Annotated in this window: 15 protein-coding genes; 3 read left to right on the plus strand and 12 right to left on the minus strand. The window is 64.6% G+C overall.

Translation table 11 applies throughout. The features are described from left to right. Window positions 1-29: 29 nt before the first annotated feature. Together AC1C2O_RS04975 and AC1C2O_RS04980 are read left to right on the plus strand one after the other, a co-directional pair. On the plus strand, window positions 30-1,151 hold the full coding sequence (locus AC1C2O_RS04975) for a MerR family transcriptional regulator (RefSeq protein ID WP_495429339.1): 1,122 nt from the start codon (window positions 30-32) through the stop codon (window positions 1,149-1,151). 14 nt (window positions 1,152-1,165) lie between these two features. Then, a complete protein-coding gene (locus tag AC1C2O_RS04980) occupies window positions 1,166-2,365 on the plus strand; it encodes an MFS transporter (protein WP_495429340.1) in 1,200 nt (399 codons plus the stop codon). A 36-nt stretch (window positions 2,366-2,401) separates the two neighbouring features. On the opposite strand, the gene AC1C2O_RS04985 is transcribed toward AC1C2O_RS04980, so the two are convergent. The 11 genes from AC1C2O_RS04985 to AC1C2O_RS05035 form a co-directional block, all read right to left on the minus strand. Next, window positions 2,402-3,295, minus strand: coding sequence for an LLM class flavin-dependent oxidoreductase (locus tag AC1C2O_RS04985; RefSeq protein ID WP_495429341.1), 894 nt, complete (start codon window positions 3,293-3,295; stop codon window positions 2,402-2,404). Next, a complete protein-coding gene (locus tag AC1C2O_RS04990) occupies window positions 3,292-5,559 on the minus strand; it encodes an LLM class flavin-dependent oxidoreductase (RefSeq protein WP_495429342.1) in 2,268 nt (755 codons plus the stop codon). Before AC1C2O_RS04990 ends, AC1C2O_RS04985 begins: the two co-directional genes overlap by 4 nt. A gap of 99 nt (window positions 5,560-5,658) precedes the next feature. Further along, the gene (locus AC1C2O_RS04995; RefSeq protein ID WP_495429343.1) at window positions 5,659-6,495 is read right to left on the minus strand and encodes an SDR family NAD(P)-dependent oxidoreductase; all 837 of its coding nucleotides are present in this window, start codon (window positions 6,493-6,495) and stop codon (window positions 5,659-5,661) included. Between the two features lie 124 nt (window positions 6,496-6,619). Continuing rightward, window positions 6,620-7,159 carry a histidine phosphatase family protein gene (locus AC1C2O_RS05000; RefSeq protein ID WP_495429344.1) on the minus strand — a complete coding sequence of 180 codons (540 nt, stop codon included), beginning with the start codon at window positions 7,157-7,159 and terminating at the stop codon, window positions 6,620-6,622. Beyond that, complete coding sequence (locus tag AC1C2O_RS05005; protein ID WP_495429345.1) at window positions 7,156-8,235, minus strand: ABC transporter ATP-binding protein; 1,080 nt, start codon at window positions 8,233-8,235, stop codon at window positions 7,156-7,158. The genes AC1C2O_RS05000 and AC1C2O_RS05005 overlap by 4 nt, the downstream gene beginning before the upstream one ends. Before the next feature lie 2 nt (window positions 8,236-8,237). Continuing rightward, entirely contained in the window at window positions 8,238-9,914 is a 1,677-nt protein-coding gene (locus AC1C2O_RS05010) for an ABC transporter permease (RefSeq protein WP_495429346.1), read from the minus strand. After that, complete coding sequence (locus AC1C2O_RS05015; protein ID WP_495429347.1) at window positions 9,914-10,957, minus strand: ABC transporter substrate-binding protein; 1,044 nt, start codon at window positions 10,955-10,957, stop codon at window positions 9,914-9,916. The genes AC1C2O_RS05010 and AC1C2O_RS05015 overlap by 1 nt, the downstream gene beginning before the upstream one ends. A gap of 7 nt (window positions 10,958-10,964) precedes the next feature. After that, complete coding sequence (locus AC1C2O_RS05020) at window positions 10,965-11,762, minus strand: metallophosphoesterase family protein (protein WP_495429348.1); 798 nt, start codon at window positions 11,760-11,762, stop codon at window positions 10,965-10,967. Beyond that, window positions 11,759-12,430, minus strand: a complete 672-nt coding sequence (locus tag AC1C2O_RS05025; protein ID WP_495429349.1) for a tyrosine-protein phosphatase — start codon at window positions 12,428-12,430, stop codon at window positions 11,759-11,761. Before AC1C2O_RS05025 ends, AC1C2O_RS05020 begins: the two co-directional genes overlap by 4 nt. A 180-nt stretch (window positions 12,431-12,610) precedes the next feature. Beyond that, entirely contained in the window at window positions 12,611-13,429 is an 819-nt protein-coding gene (locus tag AC1C2O_RS05030; protein WP_495431672.1) for a MurR/RpiR family transcriptional regulator, read from the minus strand. Between the two features lie 70 nt (window positions 13,430-13,499). Continuing rightward, window positions 13,500-14,177, minus strand: coding sequence for a DsbA family protein (locus tag AC1C2O_RS05035; RefSeq protein ID WP_495429350.1), 678 nt, complete (start codon window positions 14,175-14,177; stop codon window positions 13,500-13,502). A gap of 115 nt (window positions 14,178-14,292) precedes the next feature. Here AC1C2O_RS05035 and AC1C2O_RS05040 point away from each other — a divergent pair, with 115 nt between their 5' ends. Next, a complete protein-coding gene (locus AC1C2O_RS05040; protein WP_495429351.1) occupies window positions 14,293-14,904 on the plus strand; it encodes a Pr6Pr family membrane protein in 612 nt (203 codons plus the stop codon). Here the strand turns inward: AC1C2O_RS05040 and AC1C2O_RS05045 are convergent. Then, window positions 14,898-15,845, minus strand: coding sequence for a LysR family transcriptional regulator (locus AC1C2O_RS05045; protein WP_495429352.1), 948 nt, complete (start codon window positions 15,843-15,845; stop codon window positions 14,898-14,900). The genes AC1C2O_RS05040 and AC1C2O_RS05045 overlap by 7 nt on opposite strands. Window positions 15,846-15,912 lie beyond the last annotated feature (67 nt).

The raw sequence follows: 15,912 nt of genomic DNA on the forward strand, positions 1-15,912 counted from the left end.
CAGCCCGGGTGAACGTTGATCATGGGTCTATGACGCAGTCTCGCGAATCTGACGGCCTCCAACGGCAAGTGAGCGCACAACCACCGCTTCAGACGATCACCACATTCGCACGAGCGGTCGGGCTGAGCGCGAGCGCGCTGCGCCAATACGGAGACAGCGGGCTGCTCTCACCCGCCGATGTCGAAGAACGCACCGGCTATCGGTACTACTCGCTCGATCAGCAGCAGCGTGCGATCTGGATTCGCCGCCTGCGGGACGCCGGGCTTCGCTTGGAACGGATCAGAGCGGTGTTCGAGAGCGATGCGGCGAGCGCCGAATCGATACTGGATGAGTGGCTTGCCGAAGCACATGGTCGAGCCGAATCAGCCGAAGCCCTGGTCGATGATCTGAAGCTCAGCCTACGAGCGCAAGTCGACACGAACCCCACGCGTCGAACGACGATCCGATTCGACGGGATAGTGCTTGCATCCGCGATCCGGCAGGTGATGCCTGCCAGCATGGATGCCAGAGATGAAAGCGGGCTCGACGATGTTCTTCTTGAGATCGAACCGGACTCTGTGGCGATCGTGGCAACTGACCGATACATCCTGCTGACGCGAACCAATCTCCCCGCTGTCGTCGATGGCCCGTCCGCCCGAGTGCGCGTCTCACCGTCGGCGGTAGTGGAATGGCTTCGACATCGGCAAGAGGTCGACCTCATCATCGACGCCCCGACGGGACGAGACCCTCACACGATCGGCGAGCTCAGTCGATTCCGCGACTTACAGGGCGAAGAGATAGTCCTGAGCGCGAAGCCCGACCGATTCCCCAGCGTGCACCGAGTTCTCGCCACAGAAGCCGTGGCGCCTACCCGGGCGCTGTTCCAACGGGACGACGTTCTGTGCCTTGCCGAGCAGTCTGAGGATCGAAGCGTTCTCCTAACTGCCGAGAGCGGATGCGCAAGACTCTCTTCCGGGGCGCTGACGGTGTCGGGATATGCGGTTGGCCCGCTTCCCTCCCTTGAAATCTCTACGCACGCTTTGAGACGCATCGTTAGTGCGACCCTCGGCCACGAACTCGTGTGTGAAGCACGCGGACCAGACCAAGCTCTGGTCTGGCGCTCCCCGGCCCAGCCTGACTTCGCTGCGCTGGTCATGCCGCGCCACGTATGAGACCGCAGGGCGCCATGAGACCGCAGCGGATGCCGAGAGGGTTCAACGCCTGGGTTACGGCAACAGTCGGCTCTGAACTCGCTGCCAGTGTCCTCGCATTCGCCTTGACATGGACAGCATCCGGATACGGCCCACACGTCGCATCCGCAGTTCTCACGCTGACTGTGGCACCCGCGGTGCTCCTGGGACTTCTTGGCGGCGCTGTCGCTGACAGGTTCGGACCGCGCCTCGTCATGATCTTCGGCACGATTGCGATGCTGGTCATCAGTGCATGCCTCGCCATCGCCGTCATGTTCTGGGGTGTTCCTCCTGCGCTGTTGATGATCACCGCGGCGCTGATCGGCACCATCGCGGCATTCCATCGCCCGGCTGCGGGTGTCTTCCCACGGCTCTTCGTCACAGACGAGGCTCTCGGAGCAGCCATGGCGCGCGTGGGCATGGCGAGCCAACTCGCGCGCACGATCGCGCCACCCCTTGGCGGGCTGCTCATCGGCGTCATCGCGTTGAGCGGTGTCGCGTTGCTCGACGTACTGGCGGGTGTTGTGATGCTGTCGACGCTCCTGCTGATCCGCCCGCCTCGGGAACGGAAGCCGGAGTCCGAGGCAGTCACGCTCAGCGGGATCATCGCGGGCATCACAACGGCCAGGGCCACCAATGGTGCGCCAGCGCTGTTGGTATGCGTGGCGATCGTCGCAGGCGCAGTGATCCCGTCGGTTCTGCTCGGGATTCCCCTTGCCGCCCGAGAGCGAGGATGGTCAGCGTCCGAGGCGGGACTGATCGAAGCAGGCTGGATCGCCGGCGGTCTCATTTGTGGCGCATGGTTCGCATGGCGAGGCACCGCGTCCAAGGCGTGGCGTCCAATGGCGTCAGGCCCACTGATCGTCGCAGCTGGACTTGGAATCCTCGCGATCGCATCGAGTTGGATCTCTGCTGCGGCAGGCACAACACTGGTCGGGGTAGGGGTCGTGGTGTTCACCGCGCATGTCTTTCCGACATACATCCTGCTCGCGCCGCCGTCGATGGTTTCACGGTTCCAAAGCCTACTGATATTCGTACAACTGGCCCCGCAACTCGTCGTGACCCCCTTGATCGGCGTCTTCGTCGCGGCCGCTGGAACCGCACCGATGATCGCGGCGTCAGGATTGATCGCGATGGTCGCCTCGCTCGTGGTCATCACGGACAGGACGCTGCGAGCGTTCTCCACGGGTGGATGAGGATGCGAGGCATCCCCACCGGACGATGGAGAGCGCTCAGCGCTGCGCGGCGATGAGTTCCCTTGCCGCTGGCGCGACCTCGGCGGCGTAGTACTCGATGGTGTTCGGATCATCGGCCACGAGGATGAAACCGGTGATGCCGTAGTCGTGAGTGAGGGTCGCGGCCTGCTCCGCCCAGTCTTTCGGCGGCCCGGAGAACAAGCCGCGGCTGGATGCCGTGAACTGGCCCGAGATATTCAACAGCCGCCGCACCGCGCGCGGATTACGACCGGCACGTTCCGCACCCTCGTCAATATACTTGTTCATCTCGATCAGGTCTGAGGGCCCACCCTGCATGTATGCCAGCGAGGGAAGCCACCCGTCCCCGGCTCGCCCTGTGAGCCGCAGCATCCGTGGTTTGTATGCGCCGATCCACACGCCAATGTCGTGAGCGGGAGCCGGTCCACGTTTGGCGCCGTTGGCCTGATAGAACTCGCCGTCGACGCGGACACCGCCGCGCTCCTCCGCATCCCAGATGCCGCGGATGATCTGGATCGCCTCGTCCAGCGCTTGTGCGCCCTGCCCAGGAGTGAGCCGGCGTCCACCCATCGCCTCGATAGCGTCCCAGAATCCGCCGGAGCCGATACCCAGTTCGAATCGACCGCCGCTGAGCAGATCGAGGCTCGCGGCGCTGCGCGCAAGCACAGCCGGCTGCCGCAGCGGCAGGTTGAGCACGTTTCCGCTCACACGGATGTGCTCGGTGCGGGCCGCGACGTACGACAACAGCGTCCAGGTGTCATGAAATCTCGGCTGGTACGGGTGATCTTGGAACGTGACGAGGTCGAGCCCCGCCCGATCCGCGACAACCGCCAGATCCACGGCCTGCATGACCGGCTGGTTGGTCGGTGTGATGAAGACCCCGAACAACGGGTCGTGGCCGTAATCCGTCATGATGCGCTCCGTACTTCGTTATCGACGACGTTGAAGTTGTCATTGAACAGGTTGTCGGGATCGTACTCAGCTTTAAGACGACGAAGCCTGGCGAGGGTTCTCGGCGGGAAAGCGTCTTCGATGCGCGCAGGGTCCTGGTCGGTTTCGAAACTCAGGTAGAGCCCCTCGAAGTGCGGGTACAGCTCCGCCCATTGCGCATCCAGCCGTTCCCGCCGCGAGGCGAGGGCCACGACGGAGAAGTTCGCCGACCGGTGGGCATACGCCGTGGCATCCGGATCGACGTCAGAAATCGCGCCGCCGACGGAGCGCACCTGGAAGAAGTGGGTTGCTCCACTGTGGATGAGCCGCGACGCCGATCGGGCGAATTCGGGCGTGATGTGCTCGATGAATCCCGAGCGGGAAATGGGCTCGCCTTGGCCCTGGTTGCTCTGCCCAGCCGCGTTGGACATGACTGCGCGGTAGGTCGTCAGCTGCACCGACTGCTGATGCAGGAGCGAGATATTGGCGAATGGCTGCAGTCGCTGCACGATCACTTCCGGATCACCGGAGTCGACCATCGTCATCACCGATGCGATCGCCGGCTCGCCAGGGCGCGGGGCGCCGAGAATGAGGAAGCTCGTAGTGTCACGCGGTGCAGCCTCTACCGTGGCTCCCCATTTCTGCAGGAAGTCCGCGGTGTCACCCGCATCCATTACGAACTGGGCCCACCCGACATCGGCGACCTCGTCGACCTCGAACTCGAATGCCGTGACGATGCCGAAGTTCGCACCGGCGCCGCGGACGGCCCAGAACAGGTCCTCGTTCTCGGTGGCATTTGCTCTCACCACCGCGCCGTCCGCCAGCACGATCTCGACCTCACGCAGATGGTCGATGGTGAGTCCATGCTCGCGCCCGAGGAACCCGATACCGCCGGTCGTGGCGAGCCCGCCGACGCCCACTCCCCCGTAATCTCCCGAGCTCAACGCCCAGCCATGCTCGGACAGCACGGCAGCGACATCCATCCATCGCGCTCCGGGTTCGATCCGAACGAGGCGCGCCTCGACGTCGAGCACCTCGATTGCGTTCAGCCGGGACACGTCGATGACGATGCCATCACGGTTCGTCGAGCGTCCGCTGATCCCGTGTCCCCCACTGCGGATTCCGAGCGGGAGATCAGGATGCTTCCGCGCGAAGCGGATGGCGTCGACAACCCCCGCGGTGTCGCGCGGCTGGATCACGAGTCCGGGTGCACCTCCTCGCAAGTAGGTGGAACGCACCGCCCCATAGCCCACGTCGCCGGGCTCGATCACGTGATCGGCAATGCTCACTGGCACTTCTTCGTACGCAATGCCAGGTGCACGACGTGCGCGCACGGATGCGCGCCGTATCTTGCCACCGGCGAGGCTGCCCGGCAACGCAAGATCGGCCGCAGCACGAAGGCCCGGGATCACTTCCTCGGCGAACTGCTGCATCGTCGCCGGATCATCCGTTTCGAGGATGAATGTGCCCGCCCCGTCGTCTACGACGAACGGCAGCAGCTCTTCGACCCACTGTGTGCTGGGGCCGACGAGGAACCCCGTTCCCGAGGAGCGGAAGTCGCCGGAGATGTTCATCAGCCGACGGATCTCGCGGGGATCCCGGCCCGCCTGCTTCGCCGCTTCGTCGATCGCCTGGTTCGCGGCCGCGAACTGGCCGGGGATCATTTCCGCGGCTGATGACAGCCATCCATCAGACTCGCGGCCGACCAGCCGCAGCAGCTGCTGATCCAGGCCGGCAAGCCAGATCGGCACCTCATGTGCCGGCTCCGGACCGCGAGGCGTGCCCTCGACTCGGTAGTAGTCACCGGAATATCGCAGGTTTCCCTGCTCCGAAGACCACATGTTGCGGATGATCTCGACGACCTCTTCGACCGCGTCTGCGGCCTGAGTCGCCGTAGGTATGTGATCAGATCCCCGCGCATCCCACGCCGTCCCCGCGCCGAGCGCCAGCGAGAAGCGACCTCCGGACAGGAGATCCAGGCTTGCCGAGGCGCGCGCAGTCACCGCCGGAGTGCGAATGGGCGTGCTCATGACGTTCGCGGAAATGCGGATGCTGTCGGTGCGGCCCGCTATCCACGACATGAGCGTCCACGCGTCGAGGAGCTCAGGTTGATCGGGTTCCTCACGCACCGTGACGATGTCGTAGCCGTACCGCTCGCTCAAAACTGCGCGCTCCACCACCGCGCCTGAGGATGCAGATGCCGGGGTGATCAGCGTGCCGAATTCCAGCGGGTGACCGTAGTTCATCAGAGTCCAATTTGACGAGTTGAAGAAGTGTCGTGCGTGAGAAAGAGCGTCCACTGAGCGGGACGGACGCTGTGCCGTTCCCGCTCAGTGAGACTTTCATCAGCGAGCGCTGAACTCCTGGGCCGCCGTGACGACCTCGGTGGCGAAGGTCCCCTGTGTGATGGCAGTCGCGCCGCCGTCGACGGGGATGACGGTTCCGGTCACGTATCCAGAAAGATCGCTGGCCAGGAACGTCGCCACCTTGGCGATGTCGTCGGCGAAGCCAACGCGTCCGAGCGGCTGAGTGGATCCGAGCCGGTCGGCGAGGAATGCCGCGAACTCCTCGGCCTGCTCCATCGGCACACCGAAGCTGCGCGCCATGATCGGCGTCATGATGATTCCGGGTGCGATCGCATTCGAACGGATGCCGAGAGGCGCGAGTTCAGCGACCGCCTGCCGCACGATTCCGACGACGGCGTGCTTGGCGACGGTGTATCCGGCCGCAGACCATCCACCCTGGAGTGCGGCGGCACTCGCGGTGCTGACGATCGATCCTCCGGTGCCCTGGGCTTGGAACTGCCGAGCTGCATACTTGTGTCCGAGCAGAACTGAGCGGGTGAGCAGTGCGAGGGTCTTGTCAAACCCTTCCGAGGTGAGATCCGTAATGGCGGATGGATCCCCCTGGGCGCCGGCATTGTTGTACATCACGTCGAGCTTGCCGAAATGCTCGACAGTACCGGCGACGAGTGCCTCGATCGCCTTCTCGTTTGTCACGTCAGTGTGGATGTAGATGACGGATGCACCGAGCCGCTCAGCGATCGAGGCACCGAGGTCATCCTGGATGTCTGCAATGGCGACTTTCGCGCCCTCATTGACGAAGCGCTCCACAGTGGCGAGGCCGATGCCACTGGTGCCGCCGGTGACGATTGCGACCCTATTGTCGAGTAGTCCTGACATTTGATTGCTCCAACCTTCTGACCTTTGACTGATGCGATGACCAGCTACTGAGTGCAACCATTCCCCACCTGCCGTATTCCATGTTCGTGAATGGATACCGTTCTATCACCAGGGCTGCGCCCATTTAGTTCTCCAGAATCTGCGCCGAACACGCGCCGTCAATCCCGGCGGTGAGCATCACAACCTGCCCATTGAGGATGCGCGGGCAATTGGCACCCGTGGCCGCTTCCACGCCAGCACGGATGAAGGTGCCGTGAGCAACGACCACGGTCAGCCCTTCCCTGCCGAGGACTGATTCCAGTGCCGCTCGTGCACGCTGTTGGAGGTCATCCCAGGACTCTGCACCTGGGTAGTCGCCCGACACCCAGCGCTCGCTCGCCTGACTCACCAGCATCCCCTCGGCGTCGCCGAAGTCGCGTTCCACGAAGGCGTCATCGATCTCGAGGCCGGGCACACTGATGCGGGACTGGATGATCTGAGCCGTCTCCACTGCCCGCTGTAGTGGAGAACTCACGATTCGGTCCCAGCTCCCCCGCGCCAGCAGACGACCGGCCACGTCTGCCTGATCCCGTCCATGATCGTCTAGAGGGATGTCTGTGCGACCCTGCAGCCGCCGCTCCTGATTCCACGCGGTACGGCCGTGCCGCACGAGCGCGACCGTCACGACGCCACCGAATTCAGAGCGGCCGCATGCGCGCCAGTATCGCGAGGATAAAGATGGGCCGATCGAATACTCACCGACACACGATCGCCCACAGCGAGGCGGACGCCCGTCGTCTGTGCCCGGAGCTTCAGTCCGCGCCACTCAACGACGATGTCGCTCCCATCGCGCAAGAACAGAGCAGAGCGCACCGTGGCGTCGCCTGCACCGTCAAGACGCACGTCGATATCGACTGGCATGATGGCGGCACTCACCTCACCGCGCATCGTCTGTGTGGTCGAGTCGAGCGGAAAGTGAAGCGGATGCTCTGTAGCGGCGAAGCCCGTCGCATCCGCTGTTCCCTCCACAATGGTTGCGTCGGAGAGGAACTTCGCGACGAACGCCGACGCGGGTCGAGTCAGCAGAGCCTCGGGAGTGTCCACCTGCTGGATCCGCCCCGAGTCCAGCACCACGACACGATCCGCCAGCGCGAGAGCCTCAGATCGATCGTGGGTCACATGCACGACCGTGAGTCCCAGCTCGCGCGTGAGAGTGCGCAACTCTAGACGAAGCCGATCGCGCAGCGGCTCGTCCAAGGCCGAGAGAGCCTCGTCAAGCAGGAGTACACGCGGCTGCGCCACCAATGCACGCGCCAGTGCGACCCGCTGCCGTTGCCCGCCGGAGAGTGTCGCGGGGTCGCGTCGCTCATATCCGGCCAGACCCACGAGTTCTAACGTCTCCGCGACACGGCGAGTGCGCTCGGGCTTTCGGACACCGGCTCGCCGCAGCGGGTAGTCGACGTTACGGCCGACGCTCCAGTGCGGCCATACGGCGTGCTGCTGAAACACCATGCCGAGTGAGCGCGACTCTGGCGGCACGAATGCGTCACCGCCGGCGACCTGCTTCTCGCCGATGCGGATGCGACCGCTCGTCGGCGACAGAAACCCTGCAACGGTGCGAAGCAGTGTGGTCTTGCCAGACCCGGACGGACCCACGAGGGCGAGAAACTCACCATCGGCGATCTCCAGATCGATGTCGGCCAGACCCTGCGCCCCGGACGGGTAGCGCATGGAGACGGAATCGAGAGTGACGGATGCCACGATCAGCCTTTCGCGATGGCGGAGCGGCCGGTGACCACTCCGATGAAGGCGACGCCGAGGACGGCGACGACGAGGGACAGGGCAGATGCCGTGTTGAACGCACCCGATTGCTGCAGGTTGAAGATCGCCACGCCGAGCGTCTGCGAACCAGGGGAAAGCAGCAGCACCGAAAGGGTGAGCTCGCGCACCGCGGTCACCGCGACGATCACGGCACCTGAGATTGCCGCAGGCAGCGCCAGTCGAGACGAGATGTCGATCAGGGATCGCAGACGACCAGCACCGGAGATACGGGCTGCCTCTTCCGCGCTTGTCGGCGTGCCGGCCAGCGGCGCGGTCACCGCCTGCAGCACGATCGCGGTGAACGAGGTTATGTATGCGCACAGGATCAGCCACGGCGTGTTGAACAACCCGATGCGCGGGGCGAGCACGAGCCACGCGACCGCGAGGACGATTCCGGGGATGGCCTGGGGCAGCATCGTGAGCGCATGCAGCGCACGTGAACCACGCACGCGGGTGCGAGTCGCAATGACACCGATTCCGAGGCCGAGCGCACCGCAGATGATCGCGGCGAGTGTCGCCAGCATGATCGAGTTGGATGCTCCGGCGAGCGCGTTCGCGGAGGTGACCGCCGTGACGAGGTGATCGAGTGTGAGGTTCTCGAAGGTCAGGGGAACGCCCGGCGCTTTCAAGAGGGTCTGGGTGAGCAGGGCGAGCAGCGGCAGCACCGTGACCGTGAGTACAACGACCCACATCGTCAGGCTGACAGGTCTGCGGGCCCGGCCGAGTTCGAGCTCCTGAGGTGGGGATGCCGAAGCATCCAACTCCCACCCTCCCCTGCCGATGAGTAGATCCAGCAGCAGCCCAAGGAGCGCAATCACAAGAAGGACGACGCCGATCGCGGAAACGACAGCCAGCGGATCGTCGACCGTGCCCGATTGCAGGAACCGGTAGACGAGTGTCGCAAGCGTGGTGAACCGTTCCGGCAGGCCGATGATCGACGGGATCCCGAAATCAGCGAGGTTACCGACGGCGACGAGCACAAACGAAGACAGCAACGCGGGGCGCAGCAGGGGCACCGTGATGGCGAACAGGCTGCGCAGTGGCCCCGAGCCCGCAATGCGGGCGGCCTGCTCCAGGTCGGCAGGCACGCGGCGCAATGCCGCCGTGACGATCAGCATCACGATCGGATAGCTGTGCACAGTCAAGAGGAGGATGACGCCGTCTGCGCCGTAGATCGACCAGAGCGGGCCACCGAACATGTCACGCCACCAAATGTTGATGGGTGCTGTTGGGCCGGCAATGCCGAGCCAAGCGATCGCCCCGACAAAAGGTGGCATGAGCAACGGCGTCATCGCCAGCAGACGCAACGCACGTCGCCCGACGAGGTCGGTACGCTCCAACAGGATCGCGAATGCCGCGCCCACCACCATTGCCGCCGCGGCGGACGCGAGCGCGGACACCAGACTGTTGACGCTCGCCTCTAGCACCTCATCATCGAGCAGGATCCCGAACTGACTGCCCGCGAAGGCGAGCACGAGGATCGCGCCGAGAGGGACGAGCACGACGGCCGCAACTGCCACCCAGAGCACAATCGCCAGCGCGCTGATGCCGTCCGGACGCGCGGAACCGCGGGCACGGCGTTGCGCCGTGCCCGCGGTCGTGGTGATGCTCGTGCTCACTAGAGGAAGAGCGACCGGAAGAGCTCGACCGCGCTGTCCTGGGTGGACTGGATGGTCTCCAGCTCAGGGCTGAGGATGGCGATCTCATCCATCGACGGCGCGCCCTCAGGCGTTCCCGCGTCAGCGCGCACCGGCAGGTAGGACTGCGCGACCGCGAGCTCCTGTCCAGCCTTGCTCACGAGGAAGTCGACAAACGCCTGCGAGGCTGCCTCATCATCGGTGTCAGCGAAGATGCCGACCGGCTGCGAGACGTACGGCACGCCCTCCTCCGGGTAGGACACGGCGATGGGTGAGCCCTGGGCCGCGAGCTCGCGCACCAGGTAGTCGACCACGACACCCACCGGCTGTGCACCGGTGGCGACGGCCTGCGATACAGGGCCATTGCTGTCGGCAATGACCGGACGGTTCTCGGAAAGGGCGGTCAGCCATTCCTCACCCAATGCGGGCTCGTCAAGCCACACAGCTGCGTTGTACGCCGCGGCACCCGAGACATCCGGGTTCGGCATGACGATCTTGTCTGCGTACTCAGCGTCTGTGAGCTCTGCCCACGAGGTCGGCGGCGCCTCGATCATGCCGGTGTTGTACGCAATGACGGTGGGGATGATCCGGGTGCCGACGTAGAAGCCCTCCGGGTCGACGACGTCAGGGTTGATGGCGTCGATGTCTGCCGGGGTGTACTCCAGCAGAAGGTCTTCGGCCGCGTAGTTCTCGAAGGTCGCGGCGTCAGCGGCAAGGAAGACGTCGGCCTGGATGCCGCCTGCGGTCTGCTCGGCGGCGACGCGGGTGGTGAGGTCGCCGGTGCCAGCGCGGAACACCTCGACAGTGATCTCGGGGTGAATCTCGTTGAAGGCGGCGACGAGCTCGTCCGCCTTCTCCTGCGGTTCCGACGTGTACAGCGTGATGGTGGTCGGGTCAGGCGCTGCCGATGTTGTCGGAGCGGGATCCGTGGTGGGGTCGGCAGCTGGCGTGCTGCTGCATCCCGCCAGAACGATTGCGGTCAGGCCCATCGCGGTCAGGGCAGCGGTCTTCCGGTACTGGAACATGTGATTCCTATCTGGTGGGTACGGATACAGGAGAGGAGAAGAGCGGAGAGGGAGAGGTGAGGCTGACGGCTGTGGCCGTCACAGCCCCAGGAACGAGGTGCACGAGCGAGAACATCGCCTGGTCATGACCACTGACCCGGTGCGGGCCGGCATCCATGACTTGGTGATAGGCCAGGGACGGCCCGACCGACACGCTGATTCCGCGCATGGTGGCGGCCAGCGTGTGGTGGAAGTGGCCGGCGAGCACGACGCGGACGTCTGTGCCCTCGACGATGTCGAGGAACTCTTCCGCATCACGAAGACCTGCCTTCGCCAGTGTCGGCATTGGCGATCCCAGCGGCGGGTGGTGCATCGCCACCACCGTTCCGGCGCCGTGCACGACGCGCAGCTCGCCGGTCAGCCAGTCGCGCTGCTCCTCGCCGAGCTCGCCCGCCGAAGAGTCCAGAAGGATCACTCGCAGATCCTCAACGAAGACAGTGCGGTAGTGACCTTCCTCGTGCCCGGACAGGATGCGGGATGCGCCCCGCTCATCGTGATTTCCCAGCACGGTGAACACAGGAACGCCGGTCCGGTCTTCGAGTCGTGCGAGTTCACGCTTGAGTGCCGGATACGCACCCGCGTGTCCACGCTGGATGAGATCACCGGAGATCACGATGGCCTCCGGTGTCATACCGGTCTCGCACGCGTACTCGCCGACACGGCGCAGTCGCTCAAAGCCGTCGACCGCGCCGTACAGCAGTTCGCCTTCGGTCGCGTGCACGTCGCTCACGTGGAGGATTGTCAGGCGACCAGTCTCGTGGCTCATCGCGTCGCCCCGTCCTTCCGCCGGAGCGCGGCGAGTTGGCGAGCTTCGAGGCCATGCGAAAGGAGATAGTCGGCTGCACCGCCGAACTCATCGACAACCGCGAGGGCGTGTGCGATGGCCTCCGGCGGGCTGTCGAGATGAAGACGCAAGATCTCGGCGTATTCCGCGTCATTCGCGCCCTCGGCCACGCGGTGCGCGTGATCGACACGGGCGTCATAGACGTGAGGGCCCGACAGCGAGTAGTCCTCGACCACGGCTGCTGAAGATACGCCGGCAGCGAGGCGCGCAAGAGCGACCACGAGGCCGGTGCGGTCCTTCCCCGCTGTGCAGTGCACCAGAACCGCACCCGAGGCATCGGCGATGACGCCCACTGCCTCCGCCAACGCCTCGCCGCGATCGCGGATCAGGGTCTCGTAGATATCCTCAAGGCGACCGATCGACGGCGGCTGCGTACCGTAGAGCGGCACAGAGCGCACCGGGATGCCGTGCTCTTGCGATCCGGCCTCGACTTGCTCGCGCAGGTCGAGGATCATCGTCACGCCGAGCTCTCGCAGCCTGGCGGTGCCAGTCGGGCTCAGCGCGTCCGTGGCGCCTGAACGAATGACCCATGGCGCGTTGCCACGCGTGGCTCGAACGTTGAACAGACCGTCGATCCGTAATGCTTCCACGACGACCTCCCGGGTATTGGTGCGCTGATTCCGACGTGCTGGTTTCAGCCGTTTCATCGCGCACGAAACGTTGTTACACCGAGGAGTGTCGTCGCCCACAGTGAACGGCAGGTGACGTGCACGCAACGTCAACGCGAACCATCGCCCACCGCAAGGTGTCGAGGTTACGGGCGACGATGGTCAGTCGTCGATCAGTGCTTCGGCGACGACCGCGCGCATGCCTTCGACATCACGCTGCGAGGTGGCCTGTGCCAGACCCGCGTGGAGTGACTGCAACACGACGAGGTGGCTGAGCCGAGCGAGGAAGGGATCGACCTCGTGCGATGTAGCGATCGGCCCGGTGGTCACAATGATGTCGGCCAGGCGCCCGATCGGCGAACGCGCGTAACTCGTGATGAGCACGATGGTGACGCCTCGTTCGGCCGCCGCAGCGCAGGCGCGCAGCGTCTGCGAGTTCGCGCCAGAGTAACTCAGTGCCAGACACACGTCGCCGGGCGCGAGGGATCGCACCGCGAATTGCTGTCCGAGTGCGTCGATCGGCGCCTCGACTGACCGGCCGAGCGTACTCAGCCGCATGGCGAAATCGTGCAACGGTGGGCCGGAGAATCCGCTTCCTACCAACACGATACGTGCAGCCCGCCGCAGCGCCTCTGTCGCATTCTCGATTTGACGCGGGTCAACGCTCTCCTGCGCAAGGCGGATCGCGTCAACCGCGGCGTCGAAGGATGCGTCGGCCGAATCCGTCCGCTGCTGCGGAGCAAGCGGTGCTGCGCGTGCGACCTCCAGACGCAGGTGCTGAAAGCCGCGAAAGCCCAGGCTCTGACATGCTCTGATGACCGTCGCCGTCGACGTACCAGCCGCCTGCGCAAGTTCCGCAGTCGACCATCCGACGACGTCGTCTGGTCTCGCAAGGATCACTGCGGCGACGCGGCCTTCACTCGGCCCCAGCGCTGATGCTGCCGCCCTGACCCGCGCGAGCGCGCCCAGCGGTTGCCGCATCACACTCACGTGTTCTCCCGACGTTGTCCCACACGTCGACGATACCGGTCGGCCACGGGCGGAGCGTACGTCAGCCCTGCAGGCGATCGACGATATCGGCATCGACGTCGCCGGTAATCGCAATGAATTCGCCGTTGACGACCAAAGCCGGCGTTCCCAGTCCCCCGGTTTCGGGGTTGGTGGGCAGTTCACTGGCCTGGGCGACGACGAACTCCCGATAGGTTCCGTCAGCGATGCACTCTGCAGCATCCGCGGCGCCGACATCCGCCGCGAGATCAGCCAACTCCTCATCGGTGAGACCGGCCCCTGTCGGTTTCGATGCGAACAACTGCTGGAAGAACGACAACGTGGCATCTGGCGCCTCGCTGGCCACGCAGTAGAGCGCACTTCCCGACCGTTCGGAGAACTGCGTCCCCGACGCCGTATTCAGCCTCGCCAGCGCGACGGGATGCAGCTGAAGGCTGATCTCACCCTCGTCAACCAGTGCCTGAATCTCGGGTCCATAAATGTCTTCGAAGTCCTGGCAGTGCGGGCAATAGAAGTCGAACCAAATGGCGACCTCATCCGGACCATCACCGATCGTGATCGCGCCCGAATCCGAATCGATGATCGATCCCTGCGGCGTCACCGAATCGTCGGAAGAATTGTTGAGCCAGACCACGAGACCGCCGAGGCCGACCAACACGACCAAGACACCGATGGAAATCCATAGCGCGAACGCGTTCACGCCGCTTTTCGCGCTGGCCATGCTCGTCCTCTTCTACGCATTTGTACACGTCTACATGTTGTCTACGCACTGTCGGAACGCACCCGATGCGGTGATGCGTTCCGCGACACGATAGCGCATCCGATACTTTCAACAAGTGACTTCAGCGCAGATCGTGGGAATCGCGCGCATCGCAGGTGCGACGATGATCCTCGGCATCCTCGTCTACGCATATCTGCTGCGCATCGCCGCCGGCGACAGCAACCCGTTCGACTACTTCGGGTACTTCACGAATCAGACGACGCTGCTCACCTGCGTCATTCTGATCGCAACCGGGTCGTTGGCTCTCGTCCGGCGCCCGGTGCCCTCCTGGCTCGTCCACGCCAGAGCGATCGCGGTGACCTGTCTCATCATCGTCGCGGCGATCTACAACCTGCTGGTACCGGGCACCGGCTCGGCGCCGCCGTGGGTGAGCTTCATCCTGCACGCGGTCTTCCCAATCGCCGCGCTCCTCGATTGGATGCTCGTTCGCGACCGGCCGTCACTGACCTGGCGTCGGCTGTGGATCGTGCTCCCCTACCCGGTGATCTGGTTGATTGTCGTTCTCGTGCGCGGCGTCACAGACGGGTGGGTTCCGTACGGCTTTCTGCTGCCAGAGCGTGGGGCGCTCTCGCTTTGGCTTCACATCGCGGGCCTGCTGCTCGCGCTTCTCGCTGCGGGCGGCGTCGTGTGGGCTGCGAGCAGGATGCGAGTCGTCGACGTTCAGTGATTTGGCGAGTCGAACTGCTGTTCGGCACGGAGCCGCGTTTCTTCCGCAATCCTCACGAATCGATCGATCACGGTGCGTGTGCTCGCTCTCGCCTGCGCTTCCGGTCGGGTGAGGATGTCGATGTGCCGCCCCATCGCCAACCCTTCAATCGGGCGAAGCACCACATGAGCTCGAAAATGTGAGACGAGGCCGGTGTAACGAGGCAACAACCCGACGGCGCGCGTCTCGGCGATGATCGCCGCGACCAGATTGAACTCGTTCACCCGGTGAGCAATCCGGATCGGGGCGCCCGCACTCGCCGCCAGTGCCTGCACGATGAGAGGTTCGAGCGCGTATCCCTCGTGCGCCGCTACCCACGTCTCGTCTGCCAGGTCAGACAGACGCACCGTCCTCCGTTTAGCGAGCGGATGCTCGCGATGAAGCGCCACGTCGATCGGCTCCTGCAACACAGGGGTGACGTGCACGCGGCTTGCGGGCCACAGCTCTGCCGTCAAGGGGCGGTGAGCGATCACGATGTCGTGCTCGCTGACCAGGTCGACGAATTTCTCGACCGACACGTCTTCGTCCCGGCAACGCACCATCGGTCCCTCTGGATCAGCAAGGCTGCCCGCGATCAACGATGGAAACCATGCCAAGCCCGCGCTGTGGAAGGCGGTGACGGAAACGAGCTCCTGGCGCGCCTCAAGGTAATCGGTCACCGAGTTCTCCGCGCGCGCCAATGATTCCAGCACCTCACCACCGGCATCTGCAAGTCGTTCACCCGCAGGAGTGAGTACCAGCACTCGGCCTCGCTGCTCCGTGAGCGCAATCGGCACTCCCCTCTGCAACGCCGCGAGCTGCTGTGACACCGCCGAAGCAGACAAGTGCAGGGCCGCGGCCACCGCGGTGACCGATCCCCTGTCTCTGAGTTCGCGCAGTGTCCGGAGGTGATGCACTTCCATGAAGCCCACCTTATGGGATGGTGAAGACAGTGCCCGTTGTTCTGCATGGATCACCATCAGTACCGTG

It is taken from the genome of Microbacterium sp. Y355 (assembly GCF_059445345.1).

Excerpts from the sequence above, each read along its gene's own strand:
- AC1C2O_RS04975 (WP_495429339.1), top strand. The coding sequence starts at position 30 with ATGACGCAGTCTCGCGAATCTGACGGCCTCCAACGGCAAGTGAGCGCA.
- AC1C2O_RS04980 (WP_495429340.1), top strand. The coding sequence starts at position 1,166 with ATGAGACCGCAGCGGATGCCGAGAGGGTTCAACGCCTGGGTTACGGCA.
- AC1C2O_RS04985 (WP_495429341.1), bottom strand. The coding sequence starts at position 3,295 with ATGACGGATTACGGCCACGACCCGTTGTTCGGGGTCTTCATCACACCG.
- AC1C2O_RS04990 (WP_495429342.1), bottom strand. The coding sequence starts at position 5,559 with ATGAACTACGGTCACCCGCTGGAATTCGGCACGCTGATCACCCCGGCA.
- AC1C2O_RS04995 (WP_495429343.1), bottom strand. The coding sequence starts at position 6,495 with ATGTCAGGACTACTCGACAATAGGGTCGCAATCGTCACCGGCGGCACC.
- AC1C2O_RS05015 (WP_495429347.1), bottom strand. The coding sequence starts at position 10,957 with ATGTTCCAGTACCGGAAGACCGCTGCCCTGACCGCGATGGGCCTGACC.
- AC1C2O_RS05020 (WP_495429348.1), bottom strand. The coding sequence starts at position 11,762 with ATGAGCCACGAGACTGGTCGCCTGACAATCCTCCACGTGAGCGACGTG.
- AC1C2O_RS05030 (WP_495431672.1), bottom strand. The coding sequence starts at position 13,429 with ATGCGGCAACCGCTGGGCGCGCTCGCGCGGGTCAGGGCGGCAGCATCA.
- AC1C2O_RS05035 (WP_495429350.1), bottom strand. The coding sequence starts at position 14,177 with ATGGCCAGCGCGAAAAGCGGCGTGAACGCGTTCGCGCTATGGATTTCC.
- AC1C2O_RS05045 (WP_495429352.1), bottom strand. The coding sequence starts at position 15,845 with ATGGAAGTGCATCACCTCCGGACACTGCGCGAACTCAGAGACAGGGGA.